Origin of the sequence: uncultured Ruegeria sp. (assembly GCF_947497005.1) — a bacterium.
GTDB lineage: Bacteria > Pseudomonadota > Alphaproteobacteria > Rhodobacterales > Rhodobacteraceae > Ruegeria.
This window is the reverse complement of record NZ_CANMFF010000004.1, coordinates 91,252-109,732: the sequence shown is the minus strand read 5'-3', so window position 1 is coordinate 109,732 and position 18,481 is coordinate 91,252. Positions and strand designations below refer to the sequence as shown.

Genomic DNA, 18,481 nt, shown 5'->3' with positions numbered 1-18,481 from the left:
CACTGCTTGCTATACTGATGTCCGCTTGCACGCCCTCTCCTGATTTATCCTCTGTGGCTGTTTCCTTTGCACCCGGGACCGCCGGGGCCGGGGCAACAAAGCCATCGACAAAACTCAGTCAAAGCACCTTCGGACGACGGGTGCGCATGGCGATAGAGACGAGCCCAACTCTGGCGCAAAGTGATACCAGGATGGATATCGCATCGGCCAATCGAGACGCAGCTGAAGGCGCGTTCCTTCCGCAGATATCGTTGGGCATCAATGCTCGGTCTGAACGGGTTGAGTCAGATATTGCAGATGTTTCACCCTATCTGAGGGTCTCACAATTGGTCTACGACGGTGGGGCCGCTTCAGGTGATTTGACGGCTGCACAGGCACGCGTGCTGGAAAGCATGGGTAATCAACTTCAGACGGCATCGGCCACTGCGTTGGCTGCCATTGAGACCTATGTACTTGTCCTTGATCAACGTAAGATACTGGGCATTGCCGCCCACAATGTCTCGGTTCATGAAGAACTGGTGCGTCAGATTTCAGACCGCACAGCGGGTGGGGCTGGTTCGAATGCAGATGTTCTAACCGCTCAGTCACGAATGGCTGATGCGCGCACAAGGCTGGCTGATGCCCGAGCACGAACTGATCGGGCTGAAGCGCGGTTTCGTGAAGTGTTTGGGACTATGCCTGGCTCTTTGACTCCTCCTGTGCCCGCTCCGCCACTGGAAAGAAGTGACGCCCAAATTGTAATGAGTAGTCCTCAGGTCCGCAGGGCTGACGCAAGCTTGTTGGCGGCCAAAGCCGAATGGTCAGCGGCTCAAGCGCGACGCAAACCGGACATTCGGGTTGCTGCATTTGCTAACCAGGACGACAGCCGAGACGCAAATTTCGGCGTGGATCTTTCAGTTAACTACGAATTGGACAGCACAGGTCAACGCCGTGCCGCTATCGCGGCTGCGGATGCACAAGTTAGAGACGCCGAGTTTGCACGAGAGCAACTCGTTCGCGAGATCACACGCGAACTGGGCTTTATTCGATCTGATCAAAAAGCCGGAGCTGAACGGCTGCGTGCGGCCCGGGTTGCTGTTGGCGCCAATGCCGACAGTGTTGCTGCCTCCCGCGCGCAATTCTCTATTGGGCGTCGCAGCCTGATCGAAATACTGGACGCTCAGCGTGACTACGTGAATGCGCAAGAACGCTTAATCCTGGCTGAGCAAAGTTTCTTTCTGACCAATTACGCAGCCCTGAGCCTCACCGGCGACATTCTTGACCTTCTCGGGATATCGCTTGGGGAATGGAATAATGGGAAATGAACATGTCGAAAACAACTCAAGAACAACCGCTTTTGACATGCTTCGAAGCTTGCCTGATGAACATTGCTTCTACACTTGAGCGGCCTTTGACACTGGCAACAATACATGCGGCGCAAACCGGTTTAGACGGAGACCTGACTATTCGGGATGTAGTCGCCGTGGCGCAAAATGCAGGGTTGCAGGCGGGATATGGCGAGCGACGCATTGGGGAGTTGGACGAAAACCTGGCGCCGGCATTGCTACTGATGACCGGGAACAGGGCTGTCGTTTACCACGGTCGAGCGCGAAACGGTGCCATGTTGGTATTTGACCCGGACATTGGAGAAGGGATTGGAGAAGTTTCGGAAAAACAGTTGACCGACACTTACACAGGTTACGCAATCCTGTTCCGACGAAACCACAAAGACGAAGTATCCGCTGGTAACACACCCTACCCCGGTCATTGGTTTCGCGCGGCATTATCTGCCAACCGATGGACCTACGCCCAAGTCGCACTCGCAGCGGCTCTGGCAAACCTTCTGGGCTTGACGACGTCAGTTTTCATCATGGTTGTCTATGATCGTGTTTTGCCAAATGAGGCAACCGAGTCGCTGATCGCCCTGACGGCAGGTGTGGCTTTGGCGCTCTTGTTTGACTTCGCGCTTAAATTGCTGCGGGCAGGGTTTATCGACAAGGCAGGGCAAAAAGCCGACTTACTAATGGGTCGGCGTATTTTCGACCATCTGTTGAATATCCAAATGAAATCGCGTTCGGGTTCCACCGGCGCCATGACCAGCACCATTCGTGAGTTTGAAACCCTGCGCGAGTTCTTTACATCCGCGACGCTTGTTGCTGTCGTCGATCTGCCTTTCATCGGGTTGTTCATATTTGTGATTTACCTAGTCGGCGGACAACTGGCATTGGTGCCTGCTCTGGCCGTTCCTGTGGTTCTGCTGACAGGTTTAGCGGTACAGCCGATCCTGTCTCGCATGGCGGAAAAAAGCCTGTCTGACGGGCAATCCAAACAATCAGTACTCGTTGAAGCTGTTTCAGGCCTCGAAACAATAAAAACGACGGCTGCTGGCCGACAAATGCGTTCTCGGTGGGAACAAGCGATAGAACGGCAATCCTCTCATGGTGCTCAAAGCCGGGCTGTCACGCAATTCGCACTGAACCTGACCGGGTTTACGCAGCAAGCAGCTCAGGTACTTATCGTTTTTTATGGTGTTTTTCTGATCACAGATGGCCAAGCCAGCATGGGCGCATTGGTTGCTTCTGTGATGCTGACCGGACGGGCCTTGGCCCCTTTGGGCCAGTTGGCTCAGACGTTGACAAGACTCAACCAAGCCCGAAGCGCTTATCGAAACCTCAACATGTTGATGATGGCGGAAAGCGAGCGTCCGGAAGGCCGGTCATGGGTGAACCGGTCTGATTTCAAAGGAACGCTTGCCTTCAACAACGTATACTTTTCTTACCCCGAACAGAGTGAGGATACCCTGCAAGGCGTCTCCTTCATCATCAACCCCGGTGAAAAGGTTGCGATTCTGGGTCAAATCGGTTGCGGAAAGAGCACCATCGCGCGTTTGCTCTTGGGCTTGTACACGCCACGCGTCGGATCTGTAACATTCGACGGTCTGGATATACGCCAGATCGACCCTGGCGATCTGCGTCGTAACATCGGATCAGTCCTACAGGATGTATGGCTCTTTTCCGGATCTGTACGCGACAATATTGCTAGCGGAGCTATTCGGCCGCGAGATCAGGATATTGTTGAAGCAGGCCGCATCGCTGGTGTCGAGGATTTTGTGGCCAACCATCCGGGAGGTTATGATCTTCAGCTTGCGGAACGCGGCGAAGGTCTTTCCGGTGGGCAAAGGCAAGCCATTGCTCTGGCCAGGGCGCTTATCGGCCACCCACCGGTTTTTCTGCTCGATGAACCGACAAGCGCGATGGATGTCAAAACGGAAGCCCAGGTGATCCAGCGGCTAAAAAACGCAGCCTCGGATTCCACTATGGTTATCGTAACGCACAGAACCAGCTTGCTGGATCTCGTTGACAGAGTCATCATTCTTGAACACGGAAAAGTCGCGGCAGATGGCCCCAAAAGCCTGCTGACACAACATGTGCGTCGGTCGGGGAGGCATCTCAATGTCGCAGCATCCTGATTTGGCCGCGTTGGCACGTGAAATGCAGGGGGGCGCTCCCATTCGGGGCTCGTTACTCTTGCTCGTCATTCTGTCTTGCCTGATTGCTGCCGTGCTGTGGGCTTATCTGACGGAGCTGGACAATGTCACGCGCGTGGACGGCCGGATCGTCCCATCCGGTGACCTGCAGCTGATCGACGCCACCGAGCCCGGCGTGCTGCAGTCACTGCATGTTCGCGAAGGCCAGCTGGTCGACAAAGGGGCATTGTTGATGGAGCTCGACACTACTCAGATCGACAGCCAGCTCAGTCAGGAACAGCAGCGCGCATATGGCCTGATGACCCGCGCTCAACGTCTCAGGGCCGAAATAGACGGGGCTCAGCTGGAGTTCGATATGCAGCTGATCAAGGGCGCGCCAAGTGTCGTGCAATCTGAAACGGCGCTGTATCAGGGGCGGCAGGCCGAATTAGAGGTTGAGATCGCCATATTGGAACGTCAACGACAACAAAAACAGCGAGAACTTGAAGAAGGCCTAGTGGATCAGGTAACGGCCGAAGAAACGCTTAAAGTCCTTGCCGAGGAACGGGCGATCATGGCGCCGTTGGTTGAGCGTCAAATGGAGCCTGCAACAACATTGCTTGCATTGCGGAGGAGTGAAGCTGAATGGCGTGGCCGCAAAGTACGCGCGGAAACTACTACCAACAGGTTGCAGACAGGTCTGGGCGAAATCGATGATCGGATTCGGGCGGTTCGAAGCCGGTTTCGCAGCGCCGCACTGACCGATCTGGCGCTTGCCACCGCCGAGCTGGCGGCTCTGCAACCGGCCCTGCCCGCTTTGCGCGACCGGGCCTCAAGGGCGCAGGTTCGGTCTCCGGTTCGGGGGATCGTCAACCGCATTCATCGCTCAACCATTGGTGGCCTCGCTCGCAGTGGAGAGGACCTTGTTGAAATTGTACCCTTGGACGACACGTTGTTGGTCGAAGCCTATGTAAAGCCTGAGGACATTGCTTTTTTGCGCGCCGGGCAGCCAGTGAAAGTAAAGATCACAGCTTATGATTTTGCGCGATATGGGGCGTTGGATGGTGAAATCATCCGCATAGGTGCAGACACGATCACACGATCAGAGCGCAATGATGAAGAAGTCTTTGTGGTAGAAATTCGTACCAACAATACCATGCTCGATGGGAACGGTATTGCCGTCGAAATCATACCTGGCATGATCGCGGAAGTGGATATTCTTTCAGGTCGGAAATCTGTATTGGATTACATTCTGAAACCCGTTGTGAAGATCAAGGATCAGGCGCTGCGCGAATAGGCAAACGGACAATTCGCGTTAGGTGAGCGATTTCAGAAAAGGTCCAAACTATGTCAGCAGCTTCGGTGATTATTGTTCGAAGGAGCTTAACATGAGCCTGAAACAACGTACTTGACCAAGAATTGGACACTCTGGTCAGTGACTACTTCCAATCAACATCCCCCAAAAAAATGTACCCTGCCCCATAGATCGTCTTGATCAGCCGCGGGTTCTTGGGATCTTCTCCAAGTTTGGTGCGCAGCCTCGAAATTCGAACATCCATGGCTCGGTCAAAACTGTCACCTGCCGCTCCACCCAGAGATTCCTGCATTTGCCCCCTGCTGATCAGACGCTTGGGGCTTTCAAGAAACAGACGCAGGACTTCTCCTTCAGCATGGCTGAAAGGAGTTTCGGAACCTGATCCGTCCTCAAGAACATAACGGTCAAAATGCGCGGTCCAGCCATTGAACTCAGCCTTGTCCGAGTGTGGAGTCTGATTGCGCGGCGTCCTTAACCTGGCCCTGATCCGTGCAACGACTTCTGCGGGATCGAACGGTTTTGTAATATAATCGTCGGCGCCAAGTTCCAGTCCTGTAACACGATCCTGAACCTGCACCCGCCCAGATATAATGATCACCGCCGCGCCTTGCTCCAGAGCGAGGCGATGAACCAACGCCAACCCATCTGTATCTGGCAAAGACAAATCGACGAGACAGACATCCGGCGTCACTCGATTAAGCGCAGCTTCAAATTCCCGCGCCCGCGAAAAACTCTGTGTTCGAAAACCGGCATCTTCCAAAGCGTCCGTCAGAATACGTCGAATTTCGGGCTCGTCATCCAGTATCGTTACCAGCGGTTGCGTCATCAGGCGGCCTCGGTTTGGATCAGGGCTGACAATTGAGCCTGCGAAAAGGGTTTACGCAACACCGGCGCCAGCGCAAGAGCACGCTGATACAACGGATCTGAATTAGGGAGTGATGTCATAAGGATACATGACAATCCCGGCTTCACCTTTCGCAAAATGTCCAGACCGGTACCACTTCCTTCCAGACGGATATCGGACAGGACAAGCGAAATGTCTTCAACGCTTTTTATCAAAGCCTGCGCTTCATCGACAGAATTCGCTTCAATGACGGCAAAGCCCAACTCGACCAGCATATCCCGAAACTGACCGCGCAGGTCTTCGCTGTCCTCGACCAAAAGCACCAGGCCATTCTGCACGGGCGGGGCCGGGCGATAAGGCAACCGCAGAACAACCGACGCGCCAGACGGCGTATTTCTGAGATGCAGATCACCACCGGCGAGTTTCACCGTGTCATATACCATGGGCAGGCCCAGGCCGGATCCGTCACTTCCCTTAGTGGTAAAAAACGGATTCAGCGCCTTTTCCAGCGCCTCAGGCGTAAAGCCTGGCCCGGTGTCAGACACGGTGACTTCAACCCATATTTCACCGATAGTGTGTGCGCTGATGGTAATCTGACCCGAACTTCCACAGGCATCCCGCGCATTCAAAACCAGGTTCAGCAACGCGTCCTGTACCATTCCCGGATCCAGCATCAAGGCCCGGTCCGGAAGAGTGTTAACCACAGACAATCCCATCCCACGCGGCAAGGAAGGCGAGGCCAGTATCCTCAGGTCTTCCAACAATGCACGCATGTCCGTGGCCTGAGGGTGCGGCGTACGACTCCCGGTCATGTCGGCGATCCGGTTCAGCAACTGCCCACCCCGGCGTGCGGTCTGCTGGGTTGCCGCAACAAGTTCGTGCGCCTCATCCGTCAGGTTCATTTTGTCCAGTCTGGACTGCATCCCGAGGATGATCGTTAGCAAGTTGGAAAAGTCATGCGCCAATCCACTGGTCATCTGGGCGGCCATCGCCCGACGACGGGTTTGCTGCAAGACAACGCGTGCCTGCGTTTCTTCGGTGATGTCAACTGACATCACATACACGCCCCCTACCCCATCCGGCGTGAATGAAACGCGGACGCGGCGGGAATCCTGATCCTCGTTGAATTCAAAAACCGATGTCTCGCCGTCATATGCTTTTGCCAGCTGCGTTTCGACGCGCTGAAACGCAGCTGCGCCAAGCGCTTCAGAGATGTGAAGCCCAAGAATTTCGGACGGACGCCCCGGCATTACCTTGCTCAAACGCCGGTTGGAATAGTCATAGCGCCCAGCGCTGTCCAAATGCGCGATATGAGCCGGCATCATTTCGGTCATCATTCGCGTGCGGGCTTCAATCTCGGTCAACTCGCGCTTGGCCTCTTCCAATGCCGTAATCGAAGCTGCAAGCTTACGGTTGGTTGCAGACAACTCTTCAGCGTGGCTCAGCAACTGTTCTGACAATTCCTCCGATCTCGCCCTCAGCAGATTTTCCGCGCGCCGGGTCCCGGTAATGTCGGTGTAGACCGCAACCCATCCGCCCTGCGGCAGCGGAGCCCCTTCTATCGAGATAACCTGCCCATTGGGTCGCACGCGCTCCATATAATGAGGCTCAAATGCCAAGGCCTGCTCCACGCGCAGGTTGACCATCTCTTCCACGCTTTCTTCATCACCGTATTCGCCTCGGCTGGCGAGAAAAGTGATTGTGTCACGAAACAGGGCTCCACGTTCGACCAGTTCATCCGGCAGATCGAACATTTCCTTAAAGCGGCGATTGCTCAGCACAAGTTGAAGTTTACTGTCATAAATCGAAAGCGCCTGACCGATGAGGTTCAGCCCGGCAGTCGTCATCGCCTTTATGCGTTGTTCGGTAATGTCCAAGATCGTCCTCTCCACAGCCCATGCGTACCATCAGAACTTATGCACGGGTAGTGAAATTGAGATGCGGCGCGACGCGACGCGCGTTTGGATCGATGCGTCCAATATTGAGGCCGAAAGCAACGAATGCGGGATGAGAACTTAATACCTGGAACGGGACTTTACGCCTTCAGAAGTGATCGAGTGTAGCGACAAGGTGTGATCCATATTCCGCATCCGATGACGCAGCATCTGTCTGCTCAACCGAACAAGATCAGCCGCAAATTCGGGTTTGTCAGCGACATTCTCGAATTCTCCCTGGCCTTGATGATCAAACAGGATCGGCGGGAGGTCAGCTGCAAATTCGACCAGGGTGAATCGCTCATCCCGCAAAATCCCCAAGCACGAGTCACTGTTTCCTGTCCCCAATCTCTGCTGCCAGAGGGTCGGGCTTTCGGGTTCAGAGAAATCCAGTTCGCTGAAGGAATAGCCGCGCCAGTCATCGGGAAGATCACCACGCAACAATGGCAGCAAAGACCGACCATCCATAGCGTTTGGCGCAGCCTGACCAATCCAATCAAGGATCGTCGGCGTTACATCGACGGACTCGGTGGGAACGGTCACCCTTTCACCGGCTCTGGCCTCATTCCCCGGCAAGCGGATCATCAACGGTGTGTGATAGGCCGCATCGTAAACCGTCATTTTTCCCCAGCTGTGCCGATCCCCCAACATTTCGCCATGATCAGCAGTGATCACCAGCATAGTATCGTCGTATTGCCCACTGTCCTTGAGGTATTGAACAACGCGACCAATGTGATGATCGACCTCGGTCGCCAATCCCAGATAGACGGCGCGTAACGTGCGAACGTTTTCATCCGTCGGCTCGACCTCATCAAAGCCGTGAACGAATTCTTTTGCGGTATAGACATCCAGCTTAGGCCCGAAAAACGGATGCAGTTCTTTTTCAGCGGCTTCGCTCGGCAAGCGTTGCGGCAAAGGAATATCAGCCGGATCATACATGTCGTTGTAAGGGGCGGGTGCGACCAAAGGTGGATGCGGGCGGATGTAAGTCAGATGGGCGAACCAGCCCTGACCGCAATGGGGTGCGATCCCGTCCAGAAACGCATCGGTCAGAAAGGCAGTGTCGCTGTCTTCCGCCCGATATAAGGCCGGGTCATTCAGCCTGGGTGCCTGACCATCCGAAGAGACGGGTTTATAAACATCCCAATATGTATCGAATTCATACCCTTTTTTCATCAAGTGCGATTGCCAAGGGTAGGATTCTTCCAGGCGCATTTCGACAACTTCAAGGAACCCGGTCATCGATTGCTCATAAGATTTAAGCATGGGATCGTTGGGATCGTGAATGCGGGGGTCAGCAGAGGTATCTGTGTATCCAAACAGCATTGGCGCATAGCCGGCCTTGCGCATTTCTGTGGCAATGTTCGGGATATCATGACGTAGCGGAGTACCATTTCGCACAGAACGATGGTTCATTGCGTATTGGCCGGTCAAAATAGATGCGCGGGACGGGCCACAGGGGTTGGTGACCGAGAAATGGCGCGTGAACGTCACAGACTCATCCATGAAAGCCCGCAGGTTCGGAAGACTAATGTGCTCAGCCAGAGCACCGCTCAGGCAATCGGCCCGCAATTGGTCGATTATGATGAACAGGACGTTCTTGGCGTGATGCATACCGACTTCTCCGATTCAGCGCCTTGGGTTCCGCGGCGGAATGTGTCCCGCTTCCGATCTGCGCGCAACTAATTAGTCGAATGCATAAACGTTTAATTTACAAACCTGTTTCGAAACGCGAAAAACAACTCTCATTCCAAATCATAAGCAATCGGATGCAGGACCCAGCGTGACGCCAAGGCCATCCTGCAATGCAAAAACCGGACCAGACAGCACAAAGTCATTGCAGGCATTGAATGTTTTACTTCACATGGCACCATGACGCAGCCAACGATAACTTCAGAGCGCGACGCCAGCGGCGCCCAAGTGCGCATTTCTGGTGAGTTGCTGACACAATCCTTGCAAACCGTGGAAAGTGATTTTGCTGCAGTTCAACCTTCCGGGGACAATGTCATTTTTGATCTGTCCGGCGTTGAAGCACTGGATACCAGCGGCGCCTGGCTGATTGCTGATCTTGGCCGAAGGTTCACTTCAAACGGCGCAGCGCTGGAATTTCAAGGCGTGAAACCCGCGCATGCAACCCTGATTGATACTGTTACCCGTAACATCCCGGACAAACCCGGAAAGCTTGAAAAACTTGGCGGTTTTCTGGGCTGGGTCGCTCGTGTAGGTCAAGGTACGTTCGGAGCCTGGAAAGATACTCTTTCAATCCTCGAGTTTCTGGGCCTTACGTTGCACCGCTTGTTTCGGACCCTGATCATGCCCTGGCGTCTGCGCAAGGCGGCGTTGGTCACGCATATGGAGGAAACGGGGGTCAAAGCCCTTCCCATTGTGGCTCTCATGGGCTTTCTGATTGGCGTCGTGTTGGCCTTTCAGGGCGCGACTCAGCTGAAACAGTTCGGGGCCGAAATCTTTGTGGTCGAGCTGATCTCGATTTCGATTTTGCGAGAGCTGGGGATATTGCTGACGGCCATCATTGTTGCTGGCCGCTCGGGCTCGGCATTCACGGCCTCCATCGGTTCGATGAAAGTTCAGGAAGAAATCGACGCAATGCGGACACTGGGCCTTGACCCGATCGAGGTCCTGGTCATTCCACGGGTTCTGGCGTTGTTGATCATGTTGCCAATTCTTGGTTTTGTCGCAGATATGGCAGGCCTGTTTGGTGGAGCCTTGATGAGCTGGATCGACCTCGGTGTCAGCCCGGGCATGTTTGTCACCCGCTTGAAAGAAAACACCGACGTCTGGCAACTTGCAGTAGGTTTAATCAAGGCACCATTCTTCGCATTGGTCATAGGTGTTATCGCCTGCTGGCAAGCTATGCAGGTCAAAGGCTCTGCCCAGAGTGTCGGGCAGCGAACAACGGCATCGGTCGTGCAATCCATTTTCATGGTGATCGCAATTGACGCACTGTTTTCGATTTTCTTTTCAGAGATCGGAATCTGACATGAACGGTGATATGCAACAGACAACAGCATCCACCCAAACGCAGAGTGACGCTGTGATTCGTGTTCGCGGTCTCAGAAACCAGTTCGGAACACAGGTGGTTCATGACGATCTGAACCTTGATGTCTGGCGCGGCGAGGTTTTGGGTATCGTTGGTGGGTCCGGCACCGGCAAATCCGTCTTACTGCGTACAATTGTAGGACTGAACAAACCTGCAGCGGGAAGTATCGAAGTTTTGGGCGTCGATGTGCTGAACGGTCCCGAAGAAGATCGCCGCAGGATTGAACGGCACTGGGGCGTGGCCTTTCAGGACGGGGCGCTGTTTTCATCGCTGACCGTGTTGCAAAACGTGATGGCCCCGCTGCGAGAGCACACGGGCCTCAGCGAAAAACTGATGGAATCGCTGGGCGCATTAAAGATCAGCCTCGTGGGCTTGCCTCAACTGAGCTGCGGCAAGTTTCCATCGGAACTGTCGGGCGGTATGCGCAAGCGCGCTGCGCTGGCCCGGGCTCTGGCGCTCGATCCCGAGATTGTATTTCTGGACGAACCGACCGCCGGGTTGGACCCGATCGGTGCGGCTGCTTATGATGAGCTGATCGGCGAATTGCAGCAGGCGCTTGGGTTGACGGTCTTCATGGTCACCCATGATCTGGACAGCCTGTACGCCATCTGTGACCGAATTGCAGTGCTTGCAGAAAAACGCGTGCTGGTTGAAGGTCCGATTGAGGATATGACCAAGGTGGATCATCCTTGGGTGCAGGAATATTTCACTGGCCCCCGAGCCCGCGCGGCACAACAGAAGGGTCAGGACAGGTAAAGGCGATGGAAACCAGAGCAAATTACATCCTGATCGGCGCGTTTACCCTTGCGGGTATTCTGGGCGTATTTGGCTTCTTCCTGTGGTTGGCCAAATTCGAAGTGTCCCGCCAATACGCTTACTATGACGTGTTATTCGATAATGTCTCGGGCCTGTCGGCGGCAGGTGGAGTGAATTTCAACGGCCTGCCCGTCGGGCAAGTGATATCACTCAATCTGGACAACAAAGACCAGTCTAAGGTTCGGGTGAGGATTGAAGTGGATGCCGATATTCCGATTACCGAAGAAACGATCGCACAACTTCAATCGCTGGGTGTAACCGGCGTAGGCTATGTCGAACTTACGGGTGGGTCTCCGACAGCCAATCGATTGCCACAAGACAGCGTGATCAAAAGCAAGCGCAGCACCATCCAGTCTTTGTTTGAAGGCGCGCCAAAAGTGTTGGACGAGGCCGTTACACTTCTGGAAAGTCTGAACAAGGTCGTTGATGACAAGAACCGGGAAGCCGTAAGCAGCATTCTGGACAATCTTGCCTCCGCCACGGGTCGGCTGGACAAGACTTTGACAAGCTTCGAGTCCGTCGCCAGCGACATTGGCAGTGCAGCCCAGGACATAGGTGCGTTTTCAAAACGTCTGGACCCTTTGATCGAAACGGCAGAAACGACCCTCAAGACCGGTACAGATACACTCAATTCAGTTAAATCCGCGTCCGAGTCAGCCAAGACCGCGCTGGACGAAGCAAAAACGACGATCCAGACAGCAGATCGTATCCTGCAACAAGACATTCAACCTTTCATCGAACGCGGGTCGCAACTGGCAGAACGCCTGACACTTTTGTCGGATGACGGCAGCGTCACACTGGGTATCGTGAACGAAACCGTGCTGAACGCCAATACAACGCTAGGTTCGATAACATCTGCGATGGAGTCGGCCAAAGGGGCACTGTCTTCGGCAGAAACGGCCTTTGAATCAGCCAATCGCGTCATGGAAGAAGATGTAGCGCCTGTTGCGGAAGATATCCGAAAGGCAGCCAATCAGGTAACTGAAACAGTCTCGAGCATCACCGAAAAAATCGACCAGATCTCGGACGATGTTCTAAGTGCATCAAACTCTGCGTCCGAGCTGCTGGGAACAATTGACAGCATCGTGCAGAACAATCGCCGACAGGTGTCGGACTTCCTGCGCGTGGGCCTGCCCCAATTCGTTCGTTTCATCGAAGAATCCCAGCGTCTCGTGATCAGCCTCGACCGTCTGGTGGACAAGGTCGAACGTGATCCTGCACGCTTCCTTCTGGGCACCCAAGCATCGGAGTTCCGTCAATGATCAAGCCTGCATTTGCAATACTGATGGTTGCATTGATCGGCGGATGCGCCGGTCTGGGCACACTAAAGCAAGCGGCAAAACCCAACGATCTGTATCTGCTGACGCCAAAGAGCACATTCTCGTCTGCACTGCCCCGAATACAGAAACAGATCGTTGTCGAGGAACCATCTGCGACCGCCGCAGTGAACACGGATCAGATCGCCGTTCAGCCGACCCCGTTGCAGGTTCAGTATTTGCCGCGCGCCCGCTGGGTGGATCGCGCGCCTTTGATCGTTCAGACGCTGTTGGTCGAAAGCTATGAGAATTCTGGCAAAGTTGCTGCAGTCGGTCGGTCAACGGTTGGCCTGCGCGCCGATTATGTGATCGCACCGGACCTGCGCGAGTTTCAGGGCATTGTTGTCGCGGACCCCGAGAACGGAAACAAGGTCCGTATCGAAGTACGCATGAACATCAAGGTCATCGACGAATACGAAGACAAGATTATTGCCTCAAGCTCGTTCCAGGAAAACGTTGTGGCGAAGAGTGAGCAGACATCCGATCTTGTCGAAGCGTTTGATTTAGCCTTGGGACGCGCCATGCGCGATGCTGTTGAATGGAGTATTCGCAAGATCAACACGCATGTAGCCAGCAATCCGAGATCCAACCCCAGTTAAATGTAGCCTCATGTCACAGCGGCGGGAGTGCACGACGGCACACGCATTCCTTTCGTCAGCCAAGCATGTTGCATTCTGGACAATGTCTCAGAAGTGGGCCGCCGAAGCTCGATTCCAATCCGCTGCGAATTCCTCCGGGGTGTCATCCACCAGCAACGCACCATCCTCCAGATAGGTATAAAGCTCACCATAGGTACGTTCATGCTCGTCCGCAGTGCGGCGCAAAATGTCACGTGGATGCAGTTCGGAAACCTTTTCCTTGCCCATCGCACCCAAAAGTTCGCGGAAGCTTTCGAGCGTTGCGTCGTGATAGCGGTGAACGCGCTGGCGCTTTTGCGGGACGTTCACGGCGCGTCCACGAACTGGATCTTGGGTAGCCACCCCGGACGGGCAGCGATTTGTGTTGCAGTGCAAGGCCTGAATACAGCCGACCGCAAACATCATTGCGCGCGCCGCGTTGCACATATCTGCACCAAGCGCAAACTTCTCGACCATGTCGTATCCGGTCGCCACTTTGCCCGCACAGATTATCCGGATCTTGTCACGCAGCCCAACGCCCCGCAGACAGTTATTTGCAAAAATCAACGCCTCGTTCACGGGCATACCCAAACGGTTTGTAAACTCGACAGGGGCGGCACCTGTACCGCCTTCTGATCCGTCAATGGTGATGAAATCCGGCAATATTCCTGTTTCGAGCATCGCCTTGCAGATTGCCATAAACTCGGACGGATAACCAATACACAGCTTGAAACCGACGGGTTTACCGCCAGACATTTCACGTAGATGTTGAACGAAATGCATCAGACCTGTGGGCCCCTCAAAGGCACTATGAGTGGGGGGTGAGATCACATCCTGATGCTCGGGCACGCCGCGAATTTCAGCGATCTCGGCATCGACTTTGGCAGCGGGCAGAACGCCGCCATGAGCGGGCTTCGCACCCTGTGACAGCTTGATCTCAATCGCCTTCACCACATCCTTTGTCGCCTTTTCGGCAAACTTATCCTTGTCAAACCCACCTTCAGGGGTGCGGCATCCGAAATAGCCTGTCCCGATTTGCCAGATGATATCACCGCCTTCGGCCAGATGGTGCGGAGACAAGCCACCTTCTCCAGTGTTGTGGGCGAACGCCCCATCCTTGGCTCCGCCATTTAGCGCGCGGATGGCGTTTGCACTAAGCGCGCCGAAGCTCATGGCCGACACATTGAGGCGCGAGGCATTGTAGGGTTGTTCGCATTGTGGACCACCCAACGTCACGCGATCTTCGCTTTTGTCTACGTGTTTGGGCGCCAATGAGTGATTTGCACGGTGATAACCAACCTCGGTTATGTCGTATTGCGTCCCGAAGGCCTGCGTGTCCACCTGACCTTTCGCACGGGAATAAACCAGCCCGCGTATGATCCGGTTGTAAGGTCGGCCACTTTCATTGGTTTCCACGAAGTACTGCCGAATTTCCGGGCTGACAAATTCCAGCATGTACCGAAAATGTCCCAAAACCGGATAGTTGTTCAGCACATTGTGCTTTGAAGTCAGAATGTCATAGAGACCGATGACTGCGTAAGGCACCAAAACGACCAAAAGCCAATGCAGAGGGGGCCAAAAGAACCCCAAAAGCAAGACGAGTGGCAGGCAAACGCAGCTTAGAAAATAGTAAACCCTGCGTACAATCATGTTCCGGTCTCCTCATGTTTCTGCCCGGCTGATTTGCCTTGCCAATTGCGCCCAACGTGAAACAGATTGAATTTTGATTGCAAGCTTTTGAGAGAATTAATCCACTCAGGGACGAAAACGTGAAACCGTGTTACGGTCGCTCGCCGGTTGAACCGGGCACCGCCAGTGAGTATGCCACGCATACCAGAAAACGATAGGCCCACTCTTGGTAAAGACGCATTCCCAACCCCGGCGCGACCGAAAGAGCCTTATGTTTCTTGCCGTCTTTGTGGGCGGAGCTCTTGGGTCATTGTTGCGAGAAGCGTTATCGCTTGAAATTCCCGGTGTCGCCTTCCTCACCTCAACCTTCGGCATCAACGTGGCGGCCTGTTTTGTGCTCGGGTGGTTGTATTCAGTGCGTCACAAGGTGCACGCTCATGTGCTGCATCTGGGCGCAGTTGGGTTTTGTGGCGGGCTGTCGACCTTTTCGTCTTTTGTGGCTGATCTGGAACGTTTTGCCGAAAGCGATCTGTGGATCATCCCTCTTGCTGTCGGGTTGGAAATCACCTTTGGCCTTGGCGCGGCGCTGGTCGGAGAGAAGGTAGGGCACTTTTTTCATTCTGAAAGGTCATCGTCATGAATGACCTTTACCTTCATGCGATGTTCGGACTGGGTGGAGGTCTGGGGGCTGTTTTGCGGCACTGGCTGGCGTTGACAATCCGACATGACCTACCCTTATCAACCCTGATCGTGAACGTGTTGGGCAGCCTGCTACTTGGGCTCTGGATTGGATACCTAGGTGGTCCTGTAGACATACCCGAGGACCAAAGACGACTGGTGTTTGGTTTCTGCGGCGGGTTTACCACTTTCTCCAGCTTTGCCTATCAATCCCTTGAACTTCGACGCGAGCGCACTCTGGTTCTGGCGGCTGGCAATATCCTGATCAGCTTGGCCCTATGCTGGTTTGCTTTGTGGTTTGGTCTGACCCTGATGCGCTAGTGCACGTGGGCAGCAGTATGTGATCCGGGCTTCGGGGCGTGACAAAAGAAAAGCAATGGAATTGTTGCCAAGGCCAACAAACCCAGATTGTTGAAAACGGTCAGATAGGAAATCATCTCTGCTTGCCTCATGATTTCCTGCCCCAGAATTGCTGCACCCTCGGCGCTATCGGGCGCAAGGCCGAGTGGGCTCAGATATTCCTGCGCCGCGGGATTATATGGCGTTACATTTTGGCTGAGCACCGCCGTATTGGTCTGCAAGCCACGCACAACCCATGTACCAACCAGCGAGATTCCAACCGACGAACCCAGTTGCCGCGTCACGTTGAACAGGCCGGAGGCTTCGTCCTGCCGATCTTTGCTGATACTTTCGAACGCCAATATCGACATGGGCACAAACACCAGACCCATTCCCAGACCACTGATCGCGCCCGGCCACGCCAGCTCCCAAAAACCGGCGTTGAGATTGATGGCACCCATCATGAAATTCCCGATCGCTGTCAGCAACAGGCCGATACCCGCCAACAGACGCGGATCAAAGCGGTTGACCAGTACCGCACCGGTCAGGACCATGGACAATCCTGCGGTCAGACCACGCGGAATGAACAGATGGCCCGAGGCAATAACAGGAAAGTCCAAAAGGCTTTGGACTAGAGTCGGCAAAATCGCGATGCCGCCGAACAGAGAAACAGCAAAACCCGCAATGATCAGGTTGCAAAGGGCAAAGTTTCGATCGCCGAACAGGCGCAGGTCCACGACTGAGTTTCGAGAGGTCAGTGCGTGAAAGACAAACCCTAGTGCCCCCAGAACCGACGCGATCACAGACACCTGGATGGCGCGGGACGAAAGCCAATCCATGGTTTCGCCCTGATCCAGAACAAATTGCAGGCACCCGATCCCAAGAGCCAACAAAGCAAGACCTTTCCAATCGATCCGTACATCCTCGGTTTTGTCGTCCGGCAATTCTCCGGCCAGCAATAACAACGCCAGGGCAGCCACGGGAAGATTGACAAAGAAGACCATCCGCCAGGAAAAATACTCGGTCAGGATTGCGCCAACCGTTGGCCCCAGAACCGGAGCCACCACCACGCCCAAGCCAAAAATTGCCATTGCTTGCCCGCGTTTTTCCCGGGGGAAGGCATCAAACAGAATGGATTGCGATAATGGGATCAAAAAGGCCCCGAACATTCCCTGAGCCAGCCGAAAGGCAACGATTACTTCAAGGCTCCAGGACAGGCCGCACATCACAGACATGATGGTAAAACCTGTCACCGCAGTCAGGATTAACCGTCGGCGACCAACGCGCCGGGCGACAAACCCTGTCAACGGCATGATGACTACGGCCGAGACGATATAGCTGGTCAAAATCCATGTCGCCTGATCGGTCGTCGCGCCAAATGCGGCCTGAATATGCGGCAAAGCTACATTGACGATTGTACTGTCCAAGACTTCCAATATGGCGCTAAGAACCACGGCGATCACGATCACCGGATTCACATGGCTGGTCGCCGCAGAAGTCATCTGCCATCCGCCGGGCCTGTTGTATCCACCACCACTTTGCTGCTGCCTCCGACACGTAAGGGTGCATCGGTCGGATCAAGCTCGATCCTTACGGGAAATCGCCGGGTGACCTTGACCCAGTTCCCGCTGGCATTTTCCGATGGCAGTAAAGAAAACGTGTCTCCCGACCCTCGCCCGATCGAGGCCACCTTGCCGGTCAGAGTTGATCCCGGCAACATATCGACCAGAACAGTAACGGGTTGACCTGGGCGAATGCGCGCCAAAGCTGTTTCTTTGAAATTGGCGTCCACCCACCAATCAGACGACTCGACAATCGAGAACTGTGGGGCGTTAGCTGACATTGATGATCCAGGGCGAAGGGTCAGATTGGCAATCCATCCGTCCGCCGCAGCATAGATCTTGGTCCAGGCAAGGTTGGTTTTCGCAATTTCTAGCTGCGCCTTTGATGACAGGATATCGTCCTGTTTCGCCTCCAGCCCGCTTTGCAGTGCCAGCAGGCCGGATTGACTGGTCGTCAACCTCGCAGAAGCTTGCGCATACTCGGATGTCGTCTGATCCAGCGACACTTGTGCGACATCGCCTGCTGCAAACAATGCCTTGGCACGCTCGAGGTTTTTGTTCGCGGTATTATAAGCGGATTGTGCGCTTTCTACTGACGCTTCAGCTGCAGTAATCTGTGTGGAATACGACTTGGCCTGTTGAACGGCACTGTCCAAATTGGCATTGGCCTCGTCCACAGAGGCCTTGAATTGCCTATCATCAATTGTGAAAAGCAGGTCACCGTTTTTCACGGGCTGGTTTTCCATCACATGCACATCAGCCACCTGACCTGTTACCTGGGCCGCCACATAAATGATGTTCGCACCCACATATGCATCCTGAGTGGATGGATACCGCTCCTCATGTCGCCAGAACAGAACAAGCCCGACCGCTATAGCTGCAAGCATCATGGCCACCGCAGCGGTTTTGAGAGGTTTCATTCCCGCAT

The 18,481-nt window shown here is 54.5% G+C and carries 15 protein-coding genes; 9 read left to right on the top strand and 6 right to left on the bottom strand.

Annotation, left to right across the window (positions count from 1 at the left end):
- Positions 1–146 precede the first annotated feature (146 nt).
- The 3 genes from Q0816_RS07240 to Q0816_RS07230 are packed head-to-tail and all read left to right on the top strand — an operon-like array spanning position 147 to position 4,742.
- Positions 147–1,304: a TolC family protein gene (locus Q0816_RS07240; RefSeq protein WP_298849072.1), complete on the top strand. Its 1,158-nt coding sequence runs from the start codon at positions 147–149 to the stop codon at positions 1,302–1,304.
- On the top strand, positions 1,301–3,448 hold the full coding sequence (locus Q0816_RS07235; RefSeq protein WP_367180473.1) for a type I secretion system permease/ATPase: 2,148 nt from the start codon (positions 1,301–1,303) through the stop codon (positions 3,446–3,448). The genes Q0816_RS07240 and Q0816_RS07235 overlap by 4 nt, the downstream gene beginning before the upstream one ends.
- Entirely contained in the window at positions 3,432–4,742 is a 1,311-nt protein-coding gene (locus tag Q0816_RS07230) for an HlyD family type I secretion periplasmic adaptor subunit (protein WP_298849070.1), read from the top strand. Before Q0816_RS07235 ends, Q0816_RS07230 begins: the two co-directional genes overlap by 17 nt.
- 142 nt (positions 4,743–4,884) lie before the next feature.
- Here Q0816_RS07230 and Q0816_RS07225 read toward each other — a convergent pair whose 3' ends face one another.
- The 3 genes from Q0816_RS07225 to Q0816_RS07215 form a co-directional block, all read right to left on the bottom strand.
- Positions 4,885–5,586, bottom strand: a complete 702-nt coding sequence (locus Q0816_RS07225) for a response regulator transcription factor (RefSeq protein ID WP_298849069.1) — start codon at positions 5,584–5,586, stop codon at positions 4,885–4,887.
- Complete coding sequence (locus tag Q0816_RS07220; protein ID WP_298849068.1) at positions 5,586–7,481, bottom strand: PAS-domain containing protein; 1,896 nt, start codon at positions 7,479–7,481, stop codon at positions 5,586–5,588. The genes Q0816_RS07225 and Q0816_RS07220 overlap by 1 nt, the downstream gene beginning before the upstream one ends.
- A gap of 138 nt (positions 7,482–7,619) precedes the next feature.
- A complete protein-coding gene (locus Q0816_RS07215; RefSeq protein WP_298849067.1) occupies positions 7,620–9,152 on the bottom strand; it encodes an alkaline phosphatase family protein in 1,533 nt (510 codons plus the stop codon).
- A 258-nt stretch (positions 9,153–9,410) separates the two neighbouring features.
- Between Q0816_RS07215 and Q0816_RS07210 the strand changes: the two genes are divergently transcribed.
- The 4 genes from Q0816_RS07210 to Q0816_RS07195 are packed head-to-tail and all read left to right on the top strand — an operon-like array spanning position 9,411 to position 13,327.
- The gene (locus tag Q0816_RS07210) at positions 9,411–10,535 is read left to right on the top strand and encodes an MlaE family lipid ABC transporter permease subunit (RefSeq protein ID WP_298849066.1); all 1,125 of its coding nucleotides are present in this window, start codon (positions 9,411–9,413) and stop codon (positions 10,533–10,535) included.
- A gap of 13 nt (positions 10,536–10,548) precedes the next feature.
- On the top strand, positions 10,549–11,352 hold the full coding sequence (locus Q0816_RS07205) for an ABC transporter ATP-binding protein (protein ID WP_298849065.1): 804 nt from the start codon (positions 10,549–10,551) through the stop codon (positions 11,350–11,352).
- A gap of 5 nt (positions 11,353–11,357) precedes the next feature.
- The gene (locus Q0816_RS07200; RefSeq protein WP_298849064.1) at positions 11,358–12,674 is read left to right on the top strand and encodes an MlaD family protein; all 1,317 of its coding nucleotides are present in this window, start codon (positions 11,358–11,360) and stop codon (positions 12,672–12,674) included.
- A complete protein-coding gene (locus tag Q0816_RS07195; protein ID WP_298849063.1) occupies positions 12,671–13,327 on the top strand; it encodes an ABC-type transport auxiliary lipoprotein family protein in 657 nt (218 codons plus the stop codon). Before Q0816_RS07200 ends, Q0816_RS07195 begins: the two co-directional genes overlap by 4 nt.
- An 87-nt stretch (positions 13,328–13,414) precedes the next feature.
- Here Q0816_RS07195 and Q0816_RS07190 read toward each other — a convergent pair whose 3' ends face one another.
- Positions 13,415–14,995: an FMN-binding glutamate synthase family protein gene (locus tag Q0816_RS07190; RefSeq protein ID WP_298849062.1), complete on the bottom strand. Its 1,581-nt coding sequence runs from the start codon at positions 14,993–14,995 to the stop codon at positions 13,415–13,417.
- 250 nt (positions 14,996–15,245) lie between these two features.
- Between Q0816_RS07190 and Q0816_RS07185 the strand changes: the two genes are divergently transcribed.
- The gene (locus Q0816_RS07185; RefSeq protein WP_298849061.1) at positions 15,246–15,614 is read left to right on the top strand and encodes a CrcB family protein; all 369 of its coding nucleotides are present in this window, start codon (positions 15,246–15,248) and stop codon (positions 15,612–15,614) included.
- On the top strand, positions 15,611–15,973 hold the full coding sequence (gene crcB, locus Q0816_RS07180) for a fluoride efflux transporter CrcB (RefSeq protein WP_298849060.1): 363 nt from the start codon (positions 15,611–15,613) through the stop codon (positions 15,971–15,973). Before Q0816_RS07185 ends, crcB begins: the two co-directional genes overlap by 4 nt.
- On the opposite strand, the gene Q0816_RS07175 is transcribed toward crcB, so the two are convergent.
- Both Q0816_RS07175 and Q0816_RS07170 read right to left on the bottom strand, forming a co-directional pair.
- Positions 15,970–17,493 carry a DHA2 family efflux MFS transporter permease subunit gene (locus tag Q0816_RS07175; protein WP_298849058.1) on the bottom strand — a complete coding sequence of 508 codons (1,524 nt, stop codon included), beginning with the start codon at positions 17,491–17,493 and terminating at the stop codon, positions 15,970–15,972. The two genes, crcB and Q0816_RS07175, sit on opposite strands and share 4 nt — an antisense overlap.
- Positions 17,490–18,473 (bottom strand): HlyD family secretion protein, encoded by a 984-nt coding sequence (locus tag Q0816_RS07170; protein WP_298849056.1) that lies wholly within the window; start codon positions 18,471–18,473, stop codon positions 17,490–17,492. The genes Q0816_RS07175 and Q0816_RS07170 overlap by 4 nt, the downstream gene beginning before the upstream one ends.
- Positions 18,474–18,481 lie beyond the last annotated feature (8 nt).